Origin of the sequence: Rhodanobacter sp. LX-99, from assembly GCF_018599185.1 — a bacterium.
In the GTDB taxonomy this organism is placed as follows: Bacteria; Pseudomonadota; Gammaproteobacteria; order Xanthomonadales; family Rhodanobacteraceae; genus Rhodanobacter.
This window is the reverse complement of sequence record NZ_JAHFVL010000001.1, coordinates 1,520,342-1,540,406: the sequence shown is the minus strand read 5'-3', so window position 1 is coordinate 1,540,406 and position 20,065 is coordinate 1,520,342. Positions and strand designations below refer to the sequence as shown.

The window sequence follows — 20,065 nt, the reverse complement described above, 5'->3', positions numbered from 1 at the left end:
GGGTGCGGTTGGCCCGGCGCGTACTGTTGTGCGTCGCGATCGGCGCCGGCCACCGCCGGCCGGACGACACGCTGATCGCCGCCGGCATGACCGCCACCATCGAGGTGCAACCGCGCGCGGCTGGCAAGCAGCGGCGGTAGGCGTGCCGTGCGCGGTTTGCGATGATGCGCGCTGTCGTCTGCCGATCTCGCCATGAACAAGTTGATCACCGCACCGGGCCGTCTCGCGCGCCGCATGCTGCCGTTCCGGCGCAAGCCGGAGACGCATGCCGAGCTGCCGTTCTTCGCGGTGCCGGCCGACGCCATCGCCGTGCTGCCCGATCCGGCCGCGTTCCGGCAGACACTGCTGCACCTGATCGAGCAGGCCACCCGACGCATCGTGATCGTCGCGCTGTACCTGCAGGACGACGACGGCGGCCGCGAAGTGCTCGATGCGCTGTATGCGGCGAAGGCGCGGCAGCCGGGGTTGCAGGTGTCGGTGTTCGTCGACTGGCATCGCGCGCGGCGCGGCCTGATCGGCAAGCAGAAGAGCGAGGGCAACGCGGGCATGTACCGCGAATACGCCGCGCGGCTCGGCCCGGGCGTCGACATCTACGGCGTGCCGGTGCAGAACCGCGAGCTGTTCGGCGTGCTGCACCTGAAGGGCTTCGTGATCGACGACGCCGTGCTGTACAGCGGCGCCAGCCTCAACGACGTCTACCTGGTGCGGCACGGGCGCTACCGGCTCGACCGCTACCACCTGCTGCGGCATCGCGGCCTGGCCGACGCGATGGCGGGCTTCGTGCAGCGGCACTTCGCCGGCAGCGAAGCGGTGCGCCGCCTCGACGAAGGCGAGCCGCCGTCGACGAAAGCCCTGCAGCCGGCGATCCGCGAGTTCCGCCACGACCTGCAGCGCGCCGCGTACGAGGTGCCGTGCGACACGTTGGATGCCGGCGAGGTGGCGGTGACGCCGCTGCCCGGCTTCGGCCGCGGCGACAACACGCTCAGCGAGGCCTTGCTGGCGCTGCTGCGCGGCACGCGCCAGCGGGTGATCCTGCTGACGCCGTACTTCAATCTGCCGCGGCCGTTGCGCATCGTGCTGGGCCAGCTGCTGCGGCGCGGCTGCAGCATCGACATCATGGTCGGCGACAAGACCGCCAACGATTTCTACATTCCGCCGGGGCAGCCGTTCAAGACCATCGGCCTGCTGCCGTACCTGTACGAGAACAACCTGCGCCGCTTCGCGCGGGCGCACCGCCGGCAAGTCGGCAGCGGCCAGCTCAACCTGCACCTGTGGCGCGACGGCGACAACAGCTACCACCTGAAAGGCCTGTTCATCGACGACGACGTGGCCGTGCTGACCGGCAACAACCTCAACCCGCGTGCGTGGTCGCTGGATCTGGAAAACGGCCTGGTCCTGCGCGATCCCGCGCGCCTGCTGCAGGCGAAGCACGCGGCGGAATGGGCGGCGTTGCGCCGGCATGCCACGCGCCTGGCCGACTACCGCGCGCTGGAAAGCCCGCGGCGCTACCCGGCCGAGGTGCGCAGGCTGCTGCGACGATTGAACCGCACGCGGCTGGACCGGCTGGTCAACCGCCTGCTGTGACGTTCAGCCCGCGGCGAGCCGGTTGAGCCGCATGCCCAGCCAGTTCGCCACGTTCGGCCACTCGTCGGCGAGGATGCTGAAGCAGACGGTATTGCGCAGACTGCCGTCGGTGCGACGCTTGTGCGCGCGCAACACGCCTTCGCGCTGCGCGCCGAGGCGCTCGATCGCGCGCTGCGAGTCCTCGTTCCGTTCGTCGGTGTGAAAGGCCACCGCCACGCAGCCCAGCGTCTCGAACGCGTGCTCCAGCAGCAGGCGTTTGCAGGCGGTGTTGAGGTGGCTTTTCTGCCAGCGTTTGGCGTACCAGGTGTAGCCGATCGCCAGGCGCGGCAGCGCGGCGTCGATCTCGTAATAGCGCGTGCTGCCGACGATGTCGCCGCTGCCGGTTTCGCGCACGGCGAACGGCAGCATCAGTCCGTCGGCCTGGCCCTGCAGCGCTTTTTCGACGTAGTCGCGCGCCTGTCCCGGCGGCGGCACGCTGGTGACCGCGAGGTTCCACAGCTCGCCGTCGGCGGCGGCGGCTTCCAGCGCCGGCACGTGGTCCAGGCTCAGCGGTTCCAGCACGACGTGATCGTCCTGCAGACGGATCGGGGCGAACGGATTCATGGGTAATCCAGTCTGGCGTTCAGGCGTCGAGGTCGGGGATCAGCTTGCTCTCGAGCCGCGCGATGTTGTCCTTCAACAGCAGCTTGCGCTTCTTCAGCCGGGTCAGCTGCAACTCGTCGCGACCGATCGCGGAAGCCAGCCGATCGATCGCCGCGTCGAGGTCGCGATGCTCCATCCGCAACTCGGCCAGGAGATGGACGATCTCGGCGTGATCCTGAACCTGCATGGCGAGCGGCTGCTGGGGGCGATACCCCTAGTTTAACGCTGTTTGCGGGGCGGTAGCGGGGCGCGTGGCCCGCTACAATGGGGATTCTTCACCGTCTGATTGGCCGTCATGCCCGTCCTGCTCGAGATCCCCCGTCCACCTACTGCCGAGGCCGGCAAACTGGCCAGGCGCCTGCGTCGCCAGGTCGGGCAGGCGATCGGCGATTTCGGCATGATCGAGGACGGCGACAAGGTGATGGTGTGCCTGTCCGGCGGCAAGGATTCCTACACCTTGCTGGACTTGCTGCTGCAACTGCAGGCGAAAGCGCCGGTGCGCTTCGAGCTGATCGCGGTGAACCTCGACCAGAAGCAGCCGGATTTCCCCGGGCACGTATTGCCGGATTACCTCACCGCGCGCGGCGTGCCGTTCCACATCATCGAGCAGGACACCTACAGCACGGTGACGCGGGTGATCCCGACGGGCAAGACCATGTGCAGCCTGTGTTCGCGGCTGCGCCGCGGCGCGCTGTACACCTGGGCCGCGGCGAACGGCATCACGAAGATCGCGCTCGGCCACCATCGCGACGATATCCTCGCCACGTTCTTCCTCAACATGTTCTACCAGGCGCAGCTGAAGGCGATGCCGCCGAAGCTGCGTTCGGACGACGGCCGCCACGTGGTGATCCGCCCGCTGGCGTATTGCCGCGAGAGCGACATCGCCGAATACGCGGCGCAGCGGCAGTTCCCGATCATCCCGTGCAACCTGTGCGGTTCGCAGGACAACCTGCAGCGCCAGGCGGTGCAGCGCATGCTGGCCGAGTGGGAGAAGCAGCAGCCCGGGCGCAGCGAGAACGTCTTCCGCGCGCTGGCGCATGTGTCACCCTCGCACCTGGCGGATCGCCAGCTGTTCGATTTCGCGCTGGGCGCGTCGTCTGCCGCGGCCTGGCCTGCCGACGCGGCGGATGAGACCGCGAACCGGCAAGCTTGAACATTCCGCCCACCCTTCCACTGTCTGTCGAGTAACCGCCGTGTCCTTCTTTGCATCCGTTGAAATGGCCCCGGGCGATCCGATCCTGGGCCTCACCGAGACCTACGTGGCCGATCCGCGCCCGGGCAAGATCAACCTTGGCGTGGGTGTCTACGTCGACGAGCAGGGGCGCATCCCGCTGCTGCCGACCGTGCACGAGGTCGAGCAGGCGCTGGCTGCGGCGGCCAAGCCGCGCGGCTATCTGCCGATCGACGGCCTGGCGGCGTACAACCAGCTGACCCAGCGACTGGTGTTCGGCGCGGAGTCGCCCCTGCTGACGGCCGGCCGCGTGGCTACCGCGCAAACCATCGGCGGCAGCGCCGCGCTGCGCGTGGCGGCCGACCTGCTGAAGCAGGTGGCCGGGGCGGGCGCGAAGGTCGCGATCAGCAGCCCCAGCTGGGGCAACCATCATGTGGTGTTCCGCACCGCGGGCTTCGAGCTGCTGGAGTACCGCTACTACAGCGCGGCCAGCCACGGCCTGGATGTCGCCGGCATGCTGGAGGACCTGGGCAAGCTGGAACCCGGCACCGTGGTGCTGCTGCACGCGTGCTGCCACAACCCGACCGGCGTCGACCTGGATGCGGCGCAGTGGCAGCAGGTGATCGGGCTGCTGAAGGAGCGCCGGCTGCTGCCGTTCGTCGACATGGCCTACCAGGGCTTCGACCAGGGCACCGAACAGGACGCCACCGCGGTGCGCCTGCTGGCGGAGTCCGGCATCGACGCGTTCGTGGTCGCCAATTCGTACTCCAAGTCGTTCTCGCTGTACGGCGAACGCGTCGGCGCGCTGTCGATGGTCGGCGCCGATCGCGGCGAGGCCGCGCGGCTGCAGTCGAAGATCAAGCAGGTCATCCGCACGATCTACTCCAGCCCGTCCACGCACGGCGCCGCGCTGGTCGCCGGCGTGCTCGGCAGCGCCGAGCTGCGCGCGCGCTGGGAACAGGAACTGGGCGGCATGCGCGGGCGCATCCACGCGATGCGCGCCGGTTTCGTCGACAAGCTGGCCGCGCTGGGTGCGCCGGATTTCGGCTTCATCAACCGCCAGGCCGGCATGTTCTCCTACTCCGGCCTGAGCAAGGCGCAGGTACACCGGCTGCGCGACGAGTACGCGATCTATGCGCTCGACAGCGGGCGCATCTGCGTGGCGGCGCTGAACCACGGCAATCTCGATACCGTGGCTGCGGCGGTCGCTGCCGTTACCCGCTGATGCTTTGCCAGCCCCCACACCGTTCGCCCTGAGCGTAGCGCAGCGGAGTCGAAGGGCACGCTGCGGCACCCTTCGACTTCGGCCCTTCGGGCCTATGCTCAGGGTGAACGGTGTGGGGAGCTGAAATCTTGCCTACGGGCCTCTTAATATCCGGATATCGAATGTTCTTTCGCAACCTCACGCTATTCCGTTTTTCTCCCGCCGTTGCCGATGACTTGAGCCGCCTCGACGAAGCGCTGGCCGAGCACCGGCTGCGCCCGTGCGGGCCGCTGGAAATGTTCACCAAGGGCTTCGTGCCGCCGGTCGGGCGCGGCGAAGGCGAGCCGCTCACGCATACGGTGAAGCACTGCACCCTGTTGACCGTGGGCGGCGAGGACAAGCTGCTGCCGGCCGCGGTGATCAACGACGAGCTGCATCGCAAGGTGCAGAAGATCGCCGAGGAAGAAGGCCGCAAGGTCGGCGGCCGCGAGCGCAAGCGGATCAAGGAAGACCTGCTGACCGAACTGCTGCCGCGCGCCTTCGTGCGCAACTCGCGCATGTCCGCCTACGTCGACAGGAAACACGGCTGGCTGGTGCTGGACACCTCCAGCCGCAAGTCGGCCGAGAACGCGCTGACCCAGGTGCGCGAGGCGCTGGGCAGCTTCCCCGCGGTGCCGCTGGCGCCGGAGGAAGGCCCGCGCGTGCTGATGACCGACTGGTTGTCCACCGGCAACCTGCCAGCCGGCCTGACCCTGGGCGACGAGTGCGAACTGCGCGACCCGGCCACCGCCACCGGCGCGATCGCCCGCTGCCGCCGGCAGGACCTGGACGCCGAAGAGGTCAAGGAGCACCTGCGCAACGGCAAGCAGGTGTTCATGCTGGGCCTCACCTTCGACGACCGCATCAGCTTCGTGCTGGGCGAGGACCTGATCGTGCGCAAGCTGAAGTTCCTCGACGTGGTGATGGACGAGCTGGGCGACAGCCAGCAGGACGCCCAGGCCGAGCTGGATGCCGGTTTTGCCCTGCTGACGCTGGAACTGGAGCGCCTGCTGGGCAAGCTGGAGGAATGGTTCGGCCTGCCGCGCCCGGCCGATAGCTGAACGAAAAATCCATACCGCCAGGACGCCCGGCGCGCCATACTGGGTGTCCGGCCGCTTGCGGGCGGCGGATCCCCATCTTTGATCGGAACGGGCCAGGCGAGAAGCAGGCAGGATCATGGCGCAGCATCTGGAAGGCGATTGGCTGGAATTGGCAACGGTGGGCGGCAGCCTCATCCGGGTGCTGAAGAGCGCCCATCCGCGCGCGCGCCGGCTGCGCCTCACGGTGACGCCGCAGGGCGCGCGAGTGACTTATCCGCTCGGCACCCATCCCGCCCAGGTCAGCGCGTTCCTGCGCAACCACGCCGAATGGCTGGAGCAGAAGCTCGACGAACTGAACCTGATCGTGAAGCCGCTGCCGCCGCTGCGCGTGGGTTATCCGTGCAGCTTTCCGTTGCGCGGCGAGACTGCCGAACTGGACTGGGCCGAAGGCACCTACCCGAAGATCGAGCCGCACGCGACCGGCCTCACCCTGGTGATCCCGCGCCCACATACCCGCGCCCTGCCGATCGCCCGCGGCCTGCTCGCCTCGCACCTGGAAACGCTGATCCGCCGCGACGTCTCGCGCTGGCTGGCCGGCTACGTGCCGCAGCTCGGGCTGGCGCCCACCGCGCTGAAGATCCGCCCGATGAAAAGCCTGTGGGGCAGCCTGGACACCCGCGACCGCATCAACCTGGACCTCGCGCTGGCGCTGGCGCCCCCGGCCGCGCTGCGCTACGTGCTGGTGCACGAGCTGTGCCATCTCAAGATACGCAACCATTCGCCGCGATTCTGGAGCCAGGTCGAGAGCCTGCTGCCCGGCTGGCGCGAGCAGCGCGACTGGCTGCGCCAGCACGGCGCGATCCTGAAGGCCGAACTCGACCGCCTGGTCGACGACCTGGCCGATTGAGGATCAAGAGCAAGGAAGCACCCGCGCCGTACGTTCACCGTGCAGCTTTTCGTGCGAACCCGCTCGGCACGTTTGCTCCCTCTCCCTTTGTGGGAGAGGGTTGGGGTGAGGGTGCGGGACTTGCGTGATCTCCAACGAAAAAATGCCGGGTTCGGCGTCATTCCAAATCGCGCTCCGCCCCGCACACCCGGCGCTGTGCGGCGGCCTTCACCGCTGCATGAAGGTCAGCCCTTGCGCCCCTGCCGCACGTAGCGCGTGCCCAGCAGCACGTCCCACAGCGGCGTGGTGACGCCGAAGTTGCTCTCGGGGTGATAGTGGTGCACGTGGTGGGCGCCGGCCCAGCGCCGCAGCAGCGGCTGCTTGAAGCGCACGTGATGGATGATGAAGTGGCTCAGGCCGTAGACGATGTAGCCGAAGGTGATCGCACTGGCCAGCAGCAGGGCGAAACCGGTCGGCATGACCAGCACGAATGCGCCGGCCAGCGCCAGCAGCACCGCCGCAGGAAGGAAGAACGGCAGCGAGTCGTAGCCCAGCGGCCGCGCGTGATGCAGGTCGTGGCCCTGCGCGAACAGCGGGATGCGCGTGTGGAACATCCAGCGGTGGAAGAAGTATTCGATGAAGCTGAAGGCGAACAGGCCCAGGCCGAGGGCCAGCAGCGCAGTCAGCGGTCCGTCCGCATGCCTGCGCCAGCCCAGCACCAGCAACAGCAGGCACAGCGCACCGTCCACCCCGAGCTCGGCCCAGTAATTGGTGCGGGTGGCGGACATCCGCACCACCGCGTCCACGAAGATGCGCCAAGGGTTCCCTTTCATCGCCTGCTGCACCGTCCCGCCTTCATGCGCATGGGGTACGCCAGACCACGGCGTCACGGCGGCATTCTCCCACGGTGTCACACGCATTTCACAATGCCGTGACAGGGCGGCGGCAGTCCGTTCAGCATCCTGCATGCGGGTGCCGCATCGTGTTCAGTGTGACAGCGCGAAGCCGGTAAGAATTTGCGCGGTCTGCTCGGGCTTTTCCAGCATCGGCATGTGGTTGCAGCCGTTGATGGTGCTGGTGCTGATCGCGCTGGCGCTGGTCAGGCCGTTGCGCAAGCTGTCCAGCGCGGAGATGTCCACGATCCGGTCGTCGTGGCACCACAGGCCGAGCACCGGCATGCTCAGCTGGTCAAGCCGGTTCTGCACGGAAAGGTATTGTCCGGGCTCGCGCAATTCGGCAAAGCTGCGCTCGATGAAGGCATGGTCGCGCTGGTTGCGTTTCACCAGCACGTCGACGAAACGGCCGGGCAGGTCGAGCGGTTTCTCGAATGCCAGCGACGTGGCGCGTTCGAAACCGGCGCGGTCGTCGTACACGAACGGGTTCTTGCCGGCCAGCGCGTCGCTGTCGAACGCGTTCTGCCTGCCCTTCAGGCCGAACGAATCGAGCAGTGCCAGAGCGGCCACGTGCTCGGGATGTTCGCTGGCGTACACGCCGGCGATCGCGCCGCCCACCGAGTGGCCGACCAGCAGGAAGCGCTGCAGGCGCAGGGTCTGCACGAAGGCATCGAGGCGCCCGGCCTGGGCGTCGATGTTGTAGCTGGCGTCGGGCACCTGCGAGGAGTCGCCCCAGCCGGGCAGGTCGGGGATGATCAGGTGGAAGTGCGGCGTCAGCAGCTTGGCGGTCTTCAGCCAGACGTTCTTGTCCGCGGCGAAGCCGTGCAGCAGCACGATGGTCGGCCCCTGTCCGCCTTCGTAGTAGACCCAGTGCGTATCGCCGGCCTGCACCGAATGTTTCTCCAGGTGCGCCGCCATCGCCTCGCGCGTGACGTTCGCCTGCAGCAGCCACTGCGGCGCGAACAGATAGCTGCCGCCGAGCACGATGGCCAGCAGCGCGGCCAGCCAGCCTAGGAATTTCAGCCGGCGCAGCAGCATGCGTTTCCAGAGCGGGGCGGTGGTGTTCGTTGATGGCGGCATGGCTGGGTCTTGGTTTCGTGGGGCGTGCGCGGGTATCTACCGTTCACCCTGAGCGTAGCGCAGCGGAGTCGAAGGGCTCCCTTCGACTCCGGCCCTGCGGGCCTACGCTCAGGGCGAACGGGTGAAAGTTCTGATCAATTTTTCTTGCTTTTCGCCTTGGCGATGATGCCTTCTACGACCTGCTGGGTCAGCGGGTGGTAGCCGGCCTTGGCCTTGGCGTAGACCTGCTCGGCATAAGAGAGGCCTTCCGGCGTCTTCACGAACGCCTTGTACAGCGGCGTGGTCAGGTAGATGCGGCCGATCCGGGTCATGTGTTCGGCGGCGGCTGTCCACACGGACTTGTCGCCGGCGGCGATCGCGTGGCTGTACCAGCGCATGCCGATCTCGGCGTTCGGCGTGCCGGTGAGGCGCCAGGCGGCGTCGAGTTGGCGCAGCTTGTCCAGCGGCGCCACGTCGGGCAGGCGGTCGAGGAAGTACATCCATTCCTGCGTGTTCCAGCCCTTGGCGTCGAGCTTGTCGGCGGCCAGTTTGCCCGCGAGGAAATCCGTGCGCTCGCGGTCGATCGCGTTGAAGCGCGGCGAGTCCGGCAGCGGCGCATCCTTCGGGATGCCTTCGCCGTAGACCCATGCCTTTACTTCATCCCAGCTCATCTTGCCGGGATACTTCTCGATCAGGTTCGGCTTCATGTAGTCGAGCATCTGCTCGGTGGTGATGCTCTGGAACGCGAAGTGGTGGAAGTAGCCCTTCAGGTACGCGTCGAAGTGGTCGCGGCCGAAGCGCTGCTCCAGCGTGCGCAGGAACCACGAGCCCTTGTCGTAGGCCACGTCGGACAGCGCATCGTCGGCGCCGATGCCGCGCGGGTCGGGCGCCAGCTTCTGCGCGTTGGCGGCCATCGTGCCGATGCTTTTCTGCAAGGCGCGCGCGGACAGCAGCGCCTCCTCGTCGGCCAGCGCCTTGCCGTACACCGCTTCGGTGATGCGCCCCTGCACGTAGGTGGTGAAGCCCTCGTTGAGCCAGATGTCGCGCCACGCGGCGCTGGTCACCAGGTTGCCCGACCACGAGTGCGCCAGTTCGTGCGAGACCAGCGAGACCAGGCTCTTGTCGCCCACCAGCACGGTCGGCGTGGCGAAGGTCATGTTCGGGTTTTCCATGCCGCCGAACGGGAACGACGGCGGCAGCACCAGGATGTCGTAGCGGCCCCACGCATACGGGCCGTACAACTGCTCGGTGGCGGCGATCAGTTTCTCGGTGTCCTCGAACTCGTGCGCGGCCTTGCCGACCACCGACGGTTCCGCATAGACGGCCGAACGCGGCCCGGTTTCCTTCACCGCGAGGTCGCCCGCGCTGATCGCCAGCAGGTAGGACGGGATCGGGTGCGGTTGCCTGAACGCGAACTTGCCGTCCAGCGGATGCTTCGCGTCGTTGATCGCGCTCATCGCCACGCGCACGTCCTGCGGCGCGGTGACGCGGGCGTCGTAGGTGAAGCGGATCGCCGGCGAATCCTGCAGCGGCACCCATGAGCGCGCGTGGATGGATTCCGACTGCGAGAACATGAAGGGCAGCTTCTTGTCGGCCGTCTGCGCCGGGGTCAGCCACTGCAGGCCGGAGGCCTCGGGCGAGGTGGTGTAGACGATGCGCACCTGCGCCGGATGCTTCGGCGTGGCGATGGTCAGCTTGCTGCCCAGCACCTTGTCGCGCGGGGCCAGCGCGTATGTCAGCGGCGTGGCCTTGCCGTCGCTGCCGAGCGCTTCGATCTTCGCGATCTTCAGGTCGCGCGTGTCCAGCACCAGCGACTGCGCCCTGGGGTTCTTCCAGTCCAGCTTCAGCGTGGCCTGGCCGTCGAGCTGCTTGCGCGGGAAGTCGATCGTCAGGTCCAGGTCCAGATGGGTCACGCGTACCTGGTCGGGCTGCGCGTAGGAGTTCGGGTCGTTGGCGTAGGCAGCCAGCGGCAGCAACAACGTGCCGAAGGCGAGGGCGGGCAGCAGGCGCATGGGGAAGTCTCGGGCCGGAAAACCCCGAGTATGCCATTGCTGCGATGGCGGCCGCCCGATGGCAACGCGAGGTGCTTGGAGATCGTGAGCAGGCTCTTAGGGCAATTCGTTGACCGAATGCGGATCCATCGCGTACGGGTACATCTCGGCGAGGAAGCCCGGCTGCGCCTCCACCCGCGCCACCCACGCGCGGAATTGCGGATACGCCTGTAGCGACAACCCGGCTTCCTCGGCGCGGCTGGCGTAGGCGAACAGCGCGATGTCGGCGACGCCGTAGTCGGCGCCGGCGATGAACGGCCGCGTCGCCAGTTCGCTATCCAGGATACCCAGCGTGCGCACGGCGGCGGCGCGTTTCGCCTCGATCATGTCCGCCGAACGGCGCGCCAGCTTGCCGGTCAGCGTCCAGTGCCGCAGCGCGCCGATCACCGATTCCACCCGCTCCTGCTCGAAGCACAGCCACTGCAGCACCTGGGCGCGCCCGAACGGATCGCCCGGCAGGTACGGCGTGCCGTCGGCCAGGTACATGAGGATCGCATTCGACTCGGCCAGCACGCGGCCGTCCTCCAGTTGGATCGCCGGCACCGTGCCGGTGGGATTGATCCGCCGATAAGCCTCGCTCCGGCCCTCGCCCTCGAAGATGCTCACCGGCACCGTGCGATACGGCCGGCCGAGATGGCGCAGCAACTGGCGCACCTTCCAGGCGTTCTGCGAGGGCAGGTAGTCGAACAGGGTGAGCACGGGCGGCTCCGGTGGTGGTGTGTGCCCAGTGTGGTCGCTGTGTTTCCCCGTAGCTATCCAGTTCTTGCGCCCGATTCGTGGACGACTGCTCAGCAATACCGATCCGCCAGCCGATCCGTCGCTTCCACCAACTGGTCGACGATCGCCGGATCAGTTGCGCTGTGGCCGGCCAGCACCACGTGCAGGTGCGCTTCGGGCCAGGCCTGGCCGAGGTCGTACGCGCTCTTCATCGGGCAGATGATGTCGTAGCGGCCGTGCACGATGGTGGCCGGGATGTGGCGGATGCGCTCGATGTTGCGCAGCAGCTGGTCGGGTTGCAGGAAGATCGCGTGGCGGAAGTAGTGCGCCTCCATCACGGCCAGGCTGACCGCCTTGTGCGGGTCCTCGAAATCGCCGCCGGCGTCGGGATCGTGCAGCAAGGTGGTGCTGCCGCCTTCCCACGCGCTCCACGCCTGCGCTGCGGCGAGCCGGGTGGCTTCGTCGTCGCTGGTGAGGCGGCGCCAGTAGGCGTCCAGCATCGAGTCGCGTTCGGCCTCGGGAATGAAGGCGAGGAAGCGCGCCCAGCGCTCGGGGAAGATCTGCGCGGCGCCGCCGTCCACTTCGTTGAACCAGCGCAGTTCCTGCGGCCGGCCCAGGAAGATGCCGCGCAGCACCAGGCCGAGCACGCGCTCGGCATGCGCCTGCGCGTAGGCCAGCGCCAACGTGGAACCCCAGGAGCCGCCGAACACCACCCAACGTTCGATCTCGAGCTGCTCGCGGATCGCCTCGATGTCGGCGACCAGGTGCCAGGTGGTGTTGTCGGTGAGTTCGGCGAACGGCGTGGACTGCCCGGCGCCGCGCTGGTCGAACAGCACGATGCGGTAGCGCGTCGGATCGAAGAAGCGGCGATGGTAGGCCGACAGACCGGCGCCGGGTCCGCCATGCAGGAACACCACCGGCAGGCCGGCGGGGTTGCCGCACTCCTCCACGTGCAAGGTGTGGATCGCGTCGACGGCGATGCGGTGGGTCCGGTACGGCTCGATCTCGGGGTACATCTCGCGCATCACGGGCATCCTCGGGTGAGGGGTGGAAAAGGCATCAGTCGAATTGCAGCGCGGCGGTGAGGTCGCCCGGCGGCGGGCCGCCGGCGGCGATCATCGCTTCCTCGCGCAGCCTGAGGCCGGCCAGCTTCTGCAGGCCGAAGCGGCGGCTGATGAAGCGCAGGATCGAGCCGGTGTCGTAGATGGTGTGGTCGACGAAACCCTTCTTCGCGAACGGCGACACCACCAGCGCGGGAATGCGTGAACCCGGCCCCCAGCGGTCGCCCTTGGGCGGCGCCACGTGGTCCCACCAGCCGCCGTTCTCGTCGACGGTGATCACCACCAGCATGTTCGGCCACAGCGGGCTGGCCTGCAGCGCCTCGACCACCTGCGCCAGGTGCCGGTCGCCGGCGTCCACGCTGGAATAGCCGGCGTGCATGTTGAGGTCGCCCTGCGGCTTGTAGAACGCCACCGGCGGCAGCGTGCCGGCCGCGGCCGCGGCAAGGAAATGGTTGCTGTCGGCGCTGCCACCGATGCCGGCGTCGCGCAGGTGCTGCCGGCGCGCCGGCGTGCCGGGCGCGAACTGGCGGAAGTAGTTGAATGGCTGGTGGTGCACCTGGAAGTTCGGCACTTCCGGAAACGCGCGGTGGTCGCCGTCGCCATGGCCGTCCAGCGCCAGCTGCCAGCCGCCGGCGTACCAGGCCCAGTCGACGCCGGCTTCGGACAGCGCGTCGCCGATGGTGCGGTGGGTCTGTGCGGGCAGCGTGTTCGGGCTGTCGGGGTCGGCGAAGCGCGGGTCGCGCTTGTCGTGGCCGAACGCCGGTGCGTAGGCCGGGCCCATCGTGTTGACCGCCCAGAAGTCGGGGGTGAGCGCGTCGCGCGCGGCGAACTTCGCGCGGCCCTGCATCGCGCTGGCCGGCGAATCCTCGGCCAGCTTCGGGCGGATGCCGGTGGGGTCGTCGCCTTCCACCACGGCGATCTGGAATTTCGCCGGACCGCGGTCCGCGTGCGGGTAGAACGGCGGCTGCGCCGCGGCGAGGTACTGGTGGTTGAGGAAGGAGCCGCCGAACGCGCCCATGAAGAAGTTGTCGCACAAGGTGTACCGGCGGGCGAGCTGCCACAGCCGCAGGTTCGCGGCGCCGTCGGCGTAGTGGCCCATCACCATCGCGCCGGTATTGCCCCAGGCGACGAAGCCGTCGTTGCGGCCGCCGTTGATCTGCAGCTGGTTCTCGTAGAAGCGGTGCACCAGGTCGCGGGTGATCACGCCGTGCGGCAGCGGCGCGCCGTCGGGCGTGCGCAGCGCGAACGGGCGGTTCGGCAGCCCGGTGATCGCGTGTTCGTCGAGCTGGTAGCGGCGGCCGCCCACCACCTGCGCGTGCGGCGCCAGCCCGCCCCAGACCGGCGGCAGCGACGCCAGCAGGCGGCCGTCGCGGTCGCGCTGGCGGTAGGCGGGCGAATCGAGCGCCTGCAGCGGCTGGGCCAGGCCGGGGAAGCCCGCGAACAGGTTGTTGAAGCTGCGGTTCTCGGCGTACAGCACCACCACGTGCCGGATGTGCCGGCGCAGCAGCGCATCGAACGCCGCGTCGGCAGCTGCGGGTGCCGGCGGGCGTTCGCCGAACGGCTTGCAGCCGCCGAGGGTGAGCGCGGCGCCGGCCAGCGCGATGCCGCCGAGCAGGCGCCGGCGCTCGGGGTTGGGCGGCGCGTCGCTTGGCGTATCCGGGAGCCCGTTCGTGCCGGGTTTGTCGTTGTCGTCGGTCATCGAAGCAGTCGGCAGGGGAAGGGGATCAATCGTCCGACATGGCGCGCGCAGCATTCCACATCGCGCGGGTCAGCGGGCGGTTCTCGTGCGGCGTCTGCAGCACGATCAGGGTGGTGGTGCTGGTGCTGGCGCCGGTCTTCAGCAGGCGGTCGAGCACGGATTCGAGGTGGCCGATCGACATCGCCACCACATGCAGCAAGGCCGAATCCTCGCCGGCCAGGCGGCGGCATTCGAGTACCTCGGGGATGTCTTCCACCAGGATGCCGATGCGCGCGCAGGTGATGCCGTCGCAACGCAGCCGGATCATCGCGCTGATGCCGTAGCCGAGGCGCTTCGGGTCGACGGTGGCGCGGTAGCCGCTGATCACCCCGGCCTCCTCCAGCCGCTTCACCCGCTCGGCCACCGCCGGTGCGGACAGGCGCACCTTGCGGCCCAGCTCGGCGTAGCCCAGGCGCGCGTCCTGTTGCAGCGCTTCCAGCAACTGCCAGTCCTTGCCGTCCAGCTCGGGCCTGGGTTCCATGACTTTCGATTCCATGGCGGAATACCTCATTGGTTGTTTCGATCGTTGGCGAAACATCGCGAAAACGATCCGGTGCATTATTCCGCGGCGCGACCGGCAAGACTAGGATGCGCACTTCCCCGCTGAAGGAATCCGTCCCCATGGATACCGTTGAACGTCTCGATGGCCGCGCCCTGCTCGCCATCGCGATTGCCCTGTTGACCTGGTCGTCGGCCTACGCCGCGATCGCCTATGCCTTGCCCGCGTTCACCCCCGGCGAGGTCGCGTTTGCGCGCCTGCTGATCGGCTCGCTGTGTTTCGCCGCGTTGCTGCTGGTGAAGCGAGTGCCGTTGCCGGCGCGGCGCGACTGGCCGCAGCTGGCCCTGTTGGGTGTGCTCGGCCTCACCGTCTATCACCTGTGCCTGAATTACGCCGAGACGCGGATCGCCAGCGGCACCGCCTCGATCCTGATCTCGCTGGTGCCGGCCGCCACCGCGGCGGTGTCGGCGTTCTGGCTGCGCGAGCGGCTGACGCTGCGCACGTGGATCGGGCTGGCGGTGGCGCTGGTCGGCACCGTTCTGGTGGTACTGGCCAGCGGGCAGCGGGTGGAGGTCGATCCGAAGGCCTTGCTGGTGCTGGTGTGCGTGATCGTCTCGGCGATCTTCTTCGTGGGCCAGAAGGCCTTGTTCGCGCGCAACAGCATGCTCGGCGTCACCGCGTTCGCGTTCTTCGCCGGCACGCTTGCCGCGCTGCCGTTCGGCTGGCACTTGCCGCAGGCGCTGGCGGCGTCGTCGTGGGCGCACATCGGTGCGCTGCTGTGGCTGGGCATCGCGCCGACTTTCATCGGCTACCTCGCCTGGAACATGGCGGTGAACCGCGCGTCGGCGTCGCGGGTCAGCAGCTTCATCTACCTGTCGCCGCCGATCGCGCTGCTGATCGGCTGGCTGTGGCTGCACGAGGTGCCGAACGCGCTGATCCTGATCGGCGGCGCGGTCACCATCGGCGGCGTGGTGCTGGCGAACGCGCGGCGTCGTGCCGTGCCGCACGTTGCGCCGACGGTGCAGGCGTGCGAACAGGCGTGATCAGTGCAGCCGGGTGAGCCGCAGCACCTGCGGGTCGTCGGCGTGATCCAGCAGCAGGCGCTGCACGCGGCCCTGCCAGGCTTGCGCGAAGGCCGCGCGCTGCTCCGCCGTGGCGCCGGGTTGGAGTGCGGCGACCATCAGTTCGCGCAGGTTCGGCGCCGACGGTACCGTAGCCAGGTCCAGTTCCACCGCCACGGCAGCGCCGTTGTCGCGGCGGCTGAACTGCACGGCGGTGGCGCCGGACGTGGCCGAGAAACCCAGCAGCGACTGCCGCACGAAGCGGCCGCCGATGCCGTGGAAGCCATTGCCGGCGGCGGCGCCGGTGATCAGGGTCAGCACCTGTGCGATGACGCCGGTAACGCCTTCGTCCTCGGCGGCCGGCATGCGCACCGCGATGCCGCCGCGCTCCGCCGGCTCGTCCGGGTACAGCGCGCGCAGCGCGGTGCGCGCCATCAGCCAGGCGCCGGCCACGGTGGGACAGGAGTGGCCGGCCAGGCGCACTGCATCGGTGTAGGCATATTCCAGCAGGCCGTCTTCGGCGGCGCCGAGGAACGCGGCGAGCGGATCGCGCATTCGGATGCGCGGCGCCTGCTCGTAGAACGCGGGGTAGTTCATGCGCCGGGGCCGATCACTCGACCGGCAGGCCGGTGATGCCGAAGTCGATCATCACCATGTCGGCGTCGCGCTGGCGATAGGTCACCGTGAGGTGGTCACCGAGGCGCTCGCGCAACTGGGCGATCAAGGGGATCGGATCGTGGTCGTTGACGAAGCGCATCGTCTCGCCCGAGCGCAGCACGCCGATCGCCCCAAAGATGGCCGAGTGGCGGAAGCGTCGCGCCACGCCGCGCGCGTCGAAGAGGTGCACGTTCTGTTCGGAAACGATGTCGATGGACATGATGCGGGCTCGCAGGAATGGGAGCCCAAACATACGCCGCACCGCGCGGCCGGCCACTGATCTGGATCAGGGCGGCCTTTGAACTGGCTCTCAGAACTTGTACGCGCGATGGATCGCCACGACGCCGTTGGTGAGGTTGCGTACCTCGACGCGGCCGAAGCCGGCGCGCTCCATCATGCCTTTCAGGGTTGCCTGGTCGGGATGCTTGCGGATCGACTCGGCCAGGTACTGGTAGCTGTCGGCGTCGCCGGCGAACAGCTGGCCCAGCTTCGGCAGCACCTTGAACGAGTGGAAGTCGTAGAGCTTGCCGAACAGCTCGTTCTGCACTTTCGAGAACTCCAGCACCAGCGCGCGGCCGCCGGGCTTCAGCACGCGGCAGATGTCGGCCAGCGCCTTGTCCTTGTCGGTGACGTTGCGCAGGCCGAACGCCATGGTCACCGCGTCGAAGCTGTTGTCCGGGAACGGCAGCGCCTCGGCGTTGAGCTGGGCCCAGCGCAGGCCGGAGACCAGGCCGCGGTCGGTGAGGCGGTCGCGGCCGACGCCGAGCATCGCCGCGTTGATGTCGCCGACCACCACCTCGCCCTCGTCGCCGACCACCGGTTTCATCAGCGCGGCGATGTCGCCGGTGCCGCCGGCCAGGTCCAGCACGCGGTCGCCGCGGCGCACGCCGCTGACCGCCACGAAATGGCGCTTCCACAGCCGGTGGATGCCGAACGACATCAGGTCGTTCATCAGGTCGTAGCTGCGCGCGACCGAGGTGAATACCTGGCCGACCAGCTTCTGCTTGTCGCCCACCGGCACGTCGCGGAAGCCGAAATGTGTGACCGGAGCCGGGGCGATTTTGGGCTGTTCGTTGTTCATGGGCGCATGCTACAGGATGGGTCCGGCGAGCCGGGTCAGTCGGGGGCCTTGGCGGAGCCGTCCGATGCGGCCGGATGCTGGTGCAGCTGGTGTTCGGCGGCGACGTGGCGTTCGTGCAGCGCGGCGTCGTCGCTGTCGGCGGGGACGTGGCCGGGCGTGGCGGAGTCTTCGTGGACTTCGTTCGCGCCCGCTTCCTTGTCGTTGCCGCCGGGAGTGATCTTCAGGATCGAATGGCGCACCTCGCGCGACAGGATCACCCGCGCGTCGCGCACCATCCCTTCCAGCGCGCTGTCGTAGTCGAGCTTGCCGGCATCGTCGGTCCACACGATGCGGCGCTCGCGCAGCTTCTGGATGAAGCCGCGGAACAGCGCCTTGTCGAAGAACTCCGGCGCGGACAGTTCGTTGAGCAGGGAGAGCCGCTGCGCTGTGAGCGTGCAGGCGTTCTCGAGCTCGGCGCCGGTCATCGTGTGCGGGCCGTTCTTGGCAAGCGCGGCGATGGTGATGTAGTAGCGCTCGAACGCCTGGATCAGGCTGCGCGCGATCACCTTGAGCTGGAAGGCGCCGTCGTCCTGGCCGGGGCTGCGCTCCAGCACGCGGCCGTCGCTGACCGATTCGAGCAGGCCGCGGCGCACGAAGAAATCGATGGTGGCCTCCAGCTGCCCGGCGAAACCGTCGGTATCCCACGGCAGGAACAGCTCGCCCTGGATGAACGGGTAGATGATCCGGCCCAGCCGCAGGATCGAGGAGCGCGACATGCGGCGGTTGTTGAGGAAGCAGCACGACACCCAGGCGGCGGTGGCGGTGAGGTGCAGCACGTTGTTGCGGAAGTAGCTGAGCAGCACCGCGCGCTCGCCGGTGGCGGTAAGCACGTCGCCGAGCGGGTGCTGCACGCGCTGGATCCAGCCCATCTGCTCACCGTAGGCGATGATCGCGGCCGGGTTCATCGGGGTCAGCGTGACCCGGTCCGAATACGGCAGCTCCTCCAGCATCGTCTTGCTCAGCTCGAGCTGGGTCAGCAGGTCGCTTTCGGCCATCGCGTGCTTCGGCGTGGCCAGCAGGGCCAGCGCCAGCAGGTTGATCGGGTTGACGTCGGCGGCGCGGTTGATGTTGATCTGGATCTGCTCGGCGAGGCGGTCGGTGACCGCGCCCAGCCATTCCGGCTTCGCCTCGGGATCCGCGCCGGCGGCGCGCCAGTCGGCGCTGGCCGCGTCCAGCAGCGGAGTCAGTTCGATCGGCTCGCCGAAGTTCAGCGCCACGTGGCCGTAGCGCTGGCGCAGCACCTTCAGGCCGCGCAGCAGGCCGATCAGGGATTCCTTCTCCTTCGGCTGGCCGCTGAGTTCGCCCGCATACGAGGCGCCCTCCATCAGCTTCTCGTAGCCGATGTACACCGGCTGGAACAGCACCGGCCGACGTGGCGCGCGCAGGAACGCGCGCACCGTCATCGCCAGCATGCCGGCACGCGGCGCCAGCAGGCGGCCGGTGCGCGAGCGGCCGCCTTCGATGAAGTACTCCATCGGCACGCCGCGGTCGATCAGCTGCGCCACGTACTCGTTGAACACCACCGAGTACAGCGCATTGCCCTTGAAGCTGCGGCGCAGGAAGAACGCGCCGCCGCGGCGCAGGATCGGCCCGATCACCGGCAGGTTGAGGTTCACGCCCGCCGCGATGTGCGGCACCACCACGCCGGAGACGTGCAGCTGGTAGCTCATCAGCAGGTAGTCGGCGTGGCTGCGGTGGCAGGGCACGTAGATCACTTCGTGGCCGGGCGCGGCGGCGCGGGCCTTGTCGAAGTGGTGCATCGAGATGCCGTCGTACAGCTTGTTCCAGAAGTTGCCGAGCAGGAACGAGGCCGAGCGCACCACCGGGTGCGAGTAGTCGGCGGCGATCTCCAGCGCCAGCTGGTGCGCCTTGCGCCAGGCCTTGGCGTGGCTGGTCTTTTCCTTGGCGGCGGTGGCGGCGATCGCGGCGCGCACCGGCTCGGCATTCAGCACCGCGTCGACCACGGTGCGCTTGTGCGACAGGTCGGGCCCGATCACCGCGGCGCGGATGCGGTGGAAGTGGGTGCGCAGCACCCGCGCGACCTTGCGCGCGAAGCGCTCCGGCGTGATCCCGCCGGATTCGTCCAGTATCTGCCGCAGCGACACCGGCGTGGAGAAATGCACTACCGTGTCGCGCCCGTTCAGCAGCAAGGCGAGCATCCGGCGGAAGCGGCCGACCATCACCCAGTTTTCCGAGAACAGCACACGGAACCAGCCGCTGTCGCGGCTGGGCGCGCGGCCCACGTAGATCGACACCGGCACGATCTGGATGTCGCGTTCGGGCATGCCTTCCAGCGAATGCACCAGTTGCCGCAGCGGTTCGTTCGGGTTGCGCTTGCGGTTGCGGCCGAGCAGGCTGCCGTCGCGTCGGGCCAGCGCGAACACCGAACGCCGCCGGCGGGTGCCGGCCAGCGGCTGCATCGGGTTGGGCAGGCCGGCTTCGCGGCAGGCGCGCTGCAGGATCAGCGCGTCGGAGAAGCCGTCGCGCTCGATCACGTAGCAGACCGGCACGCCGGCCTGCAGCAGGGAAGTGGGTTCCGCCGGGTCGCGGCGGATGCGCACCCAGGGCTGCAGCAACTGGCCGGCCAGGTTGAACCACCAGGGGGCGCGTTGGCGGGCAGGGAAGTCCGCGGTGGTAGTCATT

General features: G+C 68.6%; 20 protein-coding genes. 7 read left to right on the top strand and 13 right to left on the bottom strand.

All coding sequences use genetic code 11. From position 1 onward, the window contains the following. The first annotated feature begins 8 nt into the window (after positions 1-8). A complete protein-coding gene (locus KK131_RS17730; protein WP_284731447.1) occupies positions 9-140 on the top strand; it encodes a hypothetical protein in 132 nt (43 codons plus the stop codon). A gap of 52 nt (positions 141-192) precedes the next feature. Further along, entirely contained in the window at positions 193-1,584 is a 1,392-nt protein-coding gene (gene pssA, locus KK131_RS07245; protein ID WP_214555993.1) for a CDP-diacylglycerol--serine O-phosphatidyltransferase, read from the top strand. Positions 1,585-1,587: 3 nt separating this feature from the next. Here the strand turns inward: pssA and KK131_RS07240 are convergent, their stop codons facing one another. Both KK131_RS07240 and KK131_RS07235 read right to left on the bottom strand, forming a co-directional pair. Beyond that, positions 1,588-2,187 (bottom strand): GNAT family protein, encoded by a 600-nt coding sequence (locus KK131_RS07240; RefSeq protein ID WP_214555992.1) that lies wholly within the window; start codon positions 2,185-2,187, stop codon positions 1,588-1,590. 19 nt (positions 2,188-2,206) lie between these two features. Next, a complete protein-coding gene (locus KK131_RS07235; protein WP_056388232.1) occupies positions 2,207-2,413 on the bottom strand; it encodes a DUF465 domain-containing protein in 207 nt (68 codons plus the stop codon). A gap of 108 nt (positions 2,414-2,521) precedes the next feature. Here KK131_RS07235 and ttcA point away from each other — a divergent pair, with 108 nt between their 5' ends. The 4 genes from ttcA (at position 2,522) to KK131_RS07215 (ending at position 6,587) form a co-directional block, all read left to right on the top strand. After that, positions 2,522-3,379, top strand: coding sequence for a tRNA 2-thiocytidine(32) synthetase TtcA (gene ttcA, locus KK131_RS07230; RefSeq protein ID WP_214555991.1), 858 nt, complete (start codon positions 2,522-2,524; stop codon positions 3,377-3,379). 40 nt (positions 3,380-3,419) lie between these two features. Next, positions 3,420-4,622 carry an amino acid aminotransferase gene (locus tag KK131_RS07225; protein ID WP_214555990.1) on the top strand — a complete coding sequence of 401 codons (1,203 nt, stop codon included), beginning with the start codon at positions 3,420-3,422 and terminating at the stop codon, positions 4,620-4,622. Positions 4,623-4,783: 161 nt separating this feature from the next. After that, positions 4,784-5,701, top strand: coding sequence for a recombination-associated protein RdgC (locus KK131_RS07220; RefSeq protein WP_214555989.1), 918 nt, complete (start codon positions 4,784-4,786; stop codon positions 5,699-5,701). A 115-nt stretch (positions 5,702-5,816) separates the two neighbouring features. Next, on the top strand, positions 5,817-6,587 hold the full coding sequence (locus tag KK131_RS07215) for a YgjP-like metallopeptidase domain-containing protein (RefSeq protein ID WP_214555988.1): 771 nt from the start codon (positions 5,817-5,819) through the stop codon (positions 6,585-6,587). Between the two features lie 224 nt (positions 6,588-6,811). On the opposite strand, the gene KK131_RS07210 is transcribed toward KK131_RS07215, so the two are convergent. From KK131_RS07210 to KK131_RS07180, 7 genes are all read right to left on the bottom strand, one after another. Beyond that, complete coding sequence (locus tag KK131_RS07210) at positions 6,812-7,399, bottom strand: sterol desaturase family protein (RefSeq protein ID WP_214555987.1); 588 nt, start codon at positions 7,397-7,399, stop codon at positions 6,812-6,814. A gap of 153 nt (positions 7,400-7,552) precedes the next feature. Beyond that, entirely contained in the window at positions 7,553-8,497 is a 945-nt protein-coding gene (locus KK131_RS07205; protein WP_214556677.1) for an alpha/beta fold hydrolase, read from the bottom strand. A 176-nt stretch (positions 8,498-8,673) separates the two neighbouring features. Then, a complete protein-coding gene (locus KK131_RS07200) occupies positions 8,674-10,530 on the bottom strand; it encodes a M1 family metallopeptidase (RefSeq protein WP_214555986.1) in 1,857 nt (618 codons plus the stop codon). Positions 10,531-10,626: 96 nt separating this feature from the next. Further along, the gene (locus tag KK131_RS07195; RefSeq protein WP_214555985.1) at positions 10,627-11,268 is read right to left on the bottom strand and encodes a glutathione S-transferase family protein; all 642 of its coding nucleotides are present in this window, start codon (positions 11,266-11,268) and stop codon (positions 10,627-10,629) included. Positions 11,269-11,357: 89 nt separating this feature from the next. Beyond that, entirely contained in the window at positions 11,358-12,311 is a 954-nt protein-coding gene (pip, locus tag KK131_RS07190; RefSeq protein ID WP_214555984.1) for a prolyl aminopeptidase, read from the bottom strand. 34 nt (positions 12,312-12,345) lie between these two features. Next, complete coding sequence (acpA, locus tag KK131_RS07185; protein WP_214555983.1) at positions 12,346-14,046, bottom strand: acid phosphatase; 1,701 nt, start codon at positions 14,044-14,046, stop codon at positions 12,346-12,348. Between the two features lie 25 nt (positions 14,047-14,071). Further along, complete coding sequence (locus KK131_RS07180; RefSeq protein ID WP_214556676.1) at positions 14,072-14,566, bottom strand: Lrp/AsnC family transcriptional regulator; 495 nt, start codon at positions 14,564-14,566, stop codon at positions 14,072-14,074. Positions 14,567-14,706: 140 nt separating this feature from the next. Here KK131_RS07180 and KK131_RS07175 point away from each other — a divergent pair, with 140 nt between their 5' ends. Continuing rightward, positions 14,707-15,627, top strand: a complete 921-nt coding sequence (locus KK131_RS07175) for an EamA family transporter (protein ID WP_214555982.1) — start codon at positions 14,707-14,709, stop codon at positions 15,625-15,627. Here the strand turns inward: KK131_RS07175 and KK131_RS07170 are convergent, their stop codons facing one another. From KK131_RS07170 to plsB, 4 genes are all read right to left on the bottom strand, one after another. Next, positions 15,628-16,242, bottom strand: coding sequence for an FmdE family protein (locus KK131_RS07170; protein ID WP_214555981.1), 615 nt, complete (start codon positions 16,240-16,242; stop codon positions 15,628-15,630). Between the two features lie 13 nt (positions 16,243-16,255). Next, complete coding sequence (locus KK131_RS07165; protein WP_214555980.1) at positions 16,256-16,522, bottom strand: DUF2249 domain-containing protein; 267 nt, start codon at positions 16,520-16,522, stop codon at positions 16,256-16,258. 90 nt (positions 16,523-16,612) lie between these two features. Next, positions 16,613-17,383: a bifunctional demethylmenaquinone methyltransferase/2-methoxy-6-polyprenyl-1,4-benzoquinol methylase UbiE gene (ubiE, locus tag KK131_RS07160; protein ID WP_214555979.1), complete on the bottom strand. Its 771-nt coding sequence runs from the start codon at positions 17,381-17,383 to the stop codon at positions 16,613-16,615. A 35-nt stretch (positions 17,384-17,418) separates the two neighbouring features. Next, entirely contained in the window at positions 17,419-20,064 is a 2,646-nt protein-coding gene (gene plsB / locus KK131_RS07155; RefSeq protein WP_214555978.1) for a glycerol-3-phosphate 1-O-acyltransferase PlsB, read from the bottom strand. Position 20,065: the final 1 nt, after the last annotated feature.

Excerpts from the sequence above, each read along its gene's own strand:
- pssA (WP_214555993.1), top strand. The coding sequence starts at position 193 with ATGAACAAGTTGATCACCGCACCGGGCCGTCTCGCGCGCCGCATGCTG.
- KK131_RS07240 (WP_214555992.1), bottom strand. The coding sequence starts at position 2,187 with ATGAATCCGTTCGCCCCGATCCGTCTGCAGGACGATCACGTCGTGCTG.
- KK131_RS07235 (WP_056388232.1), bottom strand. The coding sequence starts at position 2,413 with ATGCAGGTTCAGGATCACGCCGAGATCGTCCATCTCCTGGCCGAGTTG.
- ttcA (WP_214555991.1), top strand. The coding sequence starts at position 2,522 with ATGCCCGTCCTGCTCGAGATCCCCCGTCCACCTACTGCCGAGGCCGGC.
- KK131_RS07220 (WP_214555989.1), top strand. The coding sequence starts at position 4,784 with ATGTTCTTTCGCAACCTCACGCTATTCCGTTTTTCTCCCGCCGTTGCC.
- KK131_RS07215 (WP_214555988.1), top strand. The coding sequence starts at position 5,817 with ATGGCGCAGCATCTGGAAGGCGATTGGCTGGAATTGGCAACGGTGGGC.
- KK131_RS07210 (WP_214555987.1), bottom strand. The coding sequence starts at position 7,399 with ATGAAAGGGAACCCTTGGCGCATCTTCGTGGACGCGGTGGTGCGGATG.
- KK131_RS07205 (WP_214556677.1), bottom strand. The coding sequence starts at position 8,497 with ATGCTGCTGCGCCGGCTGAAATTCCTAGGCTGGCTGGCCGCGCTGCTG.
- KK131_RS07200 (WP_214555986.1), bottom strand. The coding sequence starts at position 10,530 with ATGCGCCTGCTGCCCGCCCTCGCCTTCGGCACGTTGTTGCTGCCGCTG.
- pip (WP_214555984.1), bottom strand. The coding sequence starts at position 12,311 with ATGCGCGAGATGTACCCCGAGATCGAGCCGTACCGGACCCACCGCATC.
- acpA (WP_214555983.1), bottom strand. The coding sequence starts at position 14,046 with ATGACCGACGACAACGACAAACCCGGCACGAACGGGCTCCCGGATACG.
- KK131_RS07180 (WP_214556676.1), bottom strand. The coding sequence starts at position 14,566 with ATGGAACCCAGGCCCGAGCTGGACGGCAAGGACTGGCAGTTGCTGGAA.
- KK131_RS07175 (WP_214555982.1), top strand. The coding sequence starts at position 14,707 with ATGGATACCGTTGAACGTCTCGATGGCCGCGCCCTGCTCGCCATCGCG.
- KK131_RS07170 (WP_214555981.1), bottom strand. The coding sequence starts at position 16,242 with ATGAACTACCCCGCGTTCTACGAGCAGGCGCCGCGCATCCGAATGCGC.
- KK131_RS07165 (WP_214555980.1), bottom strand. The coding sequence starts at position 16,522 with ATGTCCATCGACATCGTTTCCGAACAGAACGTGCACCTCTTCGACGCG.
- ubiE (WP_214555979.1), bottom strand. The coding sequence starts at position 17,383 with ATGAACAACGAACAGCCCAAAATCGCCCCGGCTCCGGTCACACATTTC.
- plsB (WP_214555978.1), bottom strand. The coding sequence starts at position 20,064 with ATGACTACCACCGCGGACTTCCCTGCCCGCCAACGCGCCCCCTGGTGG.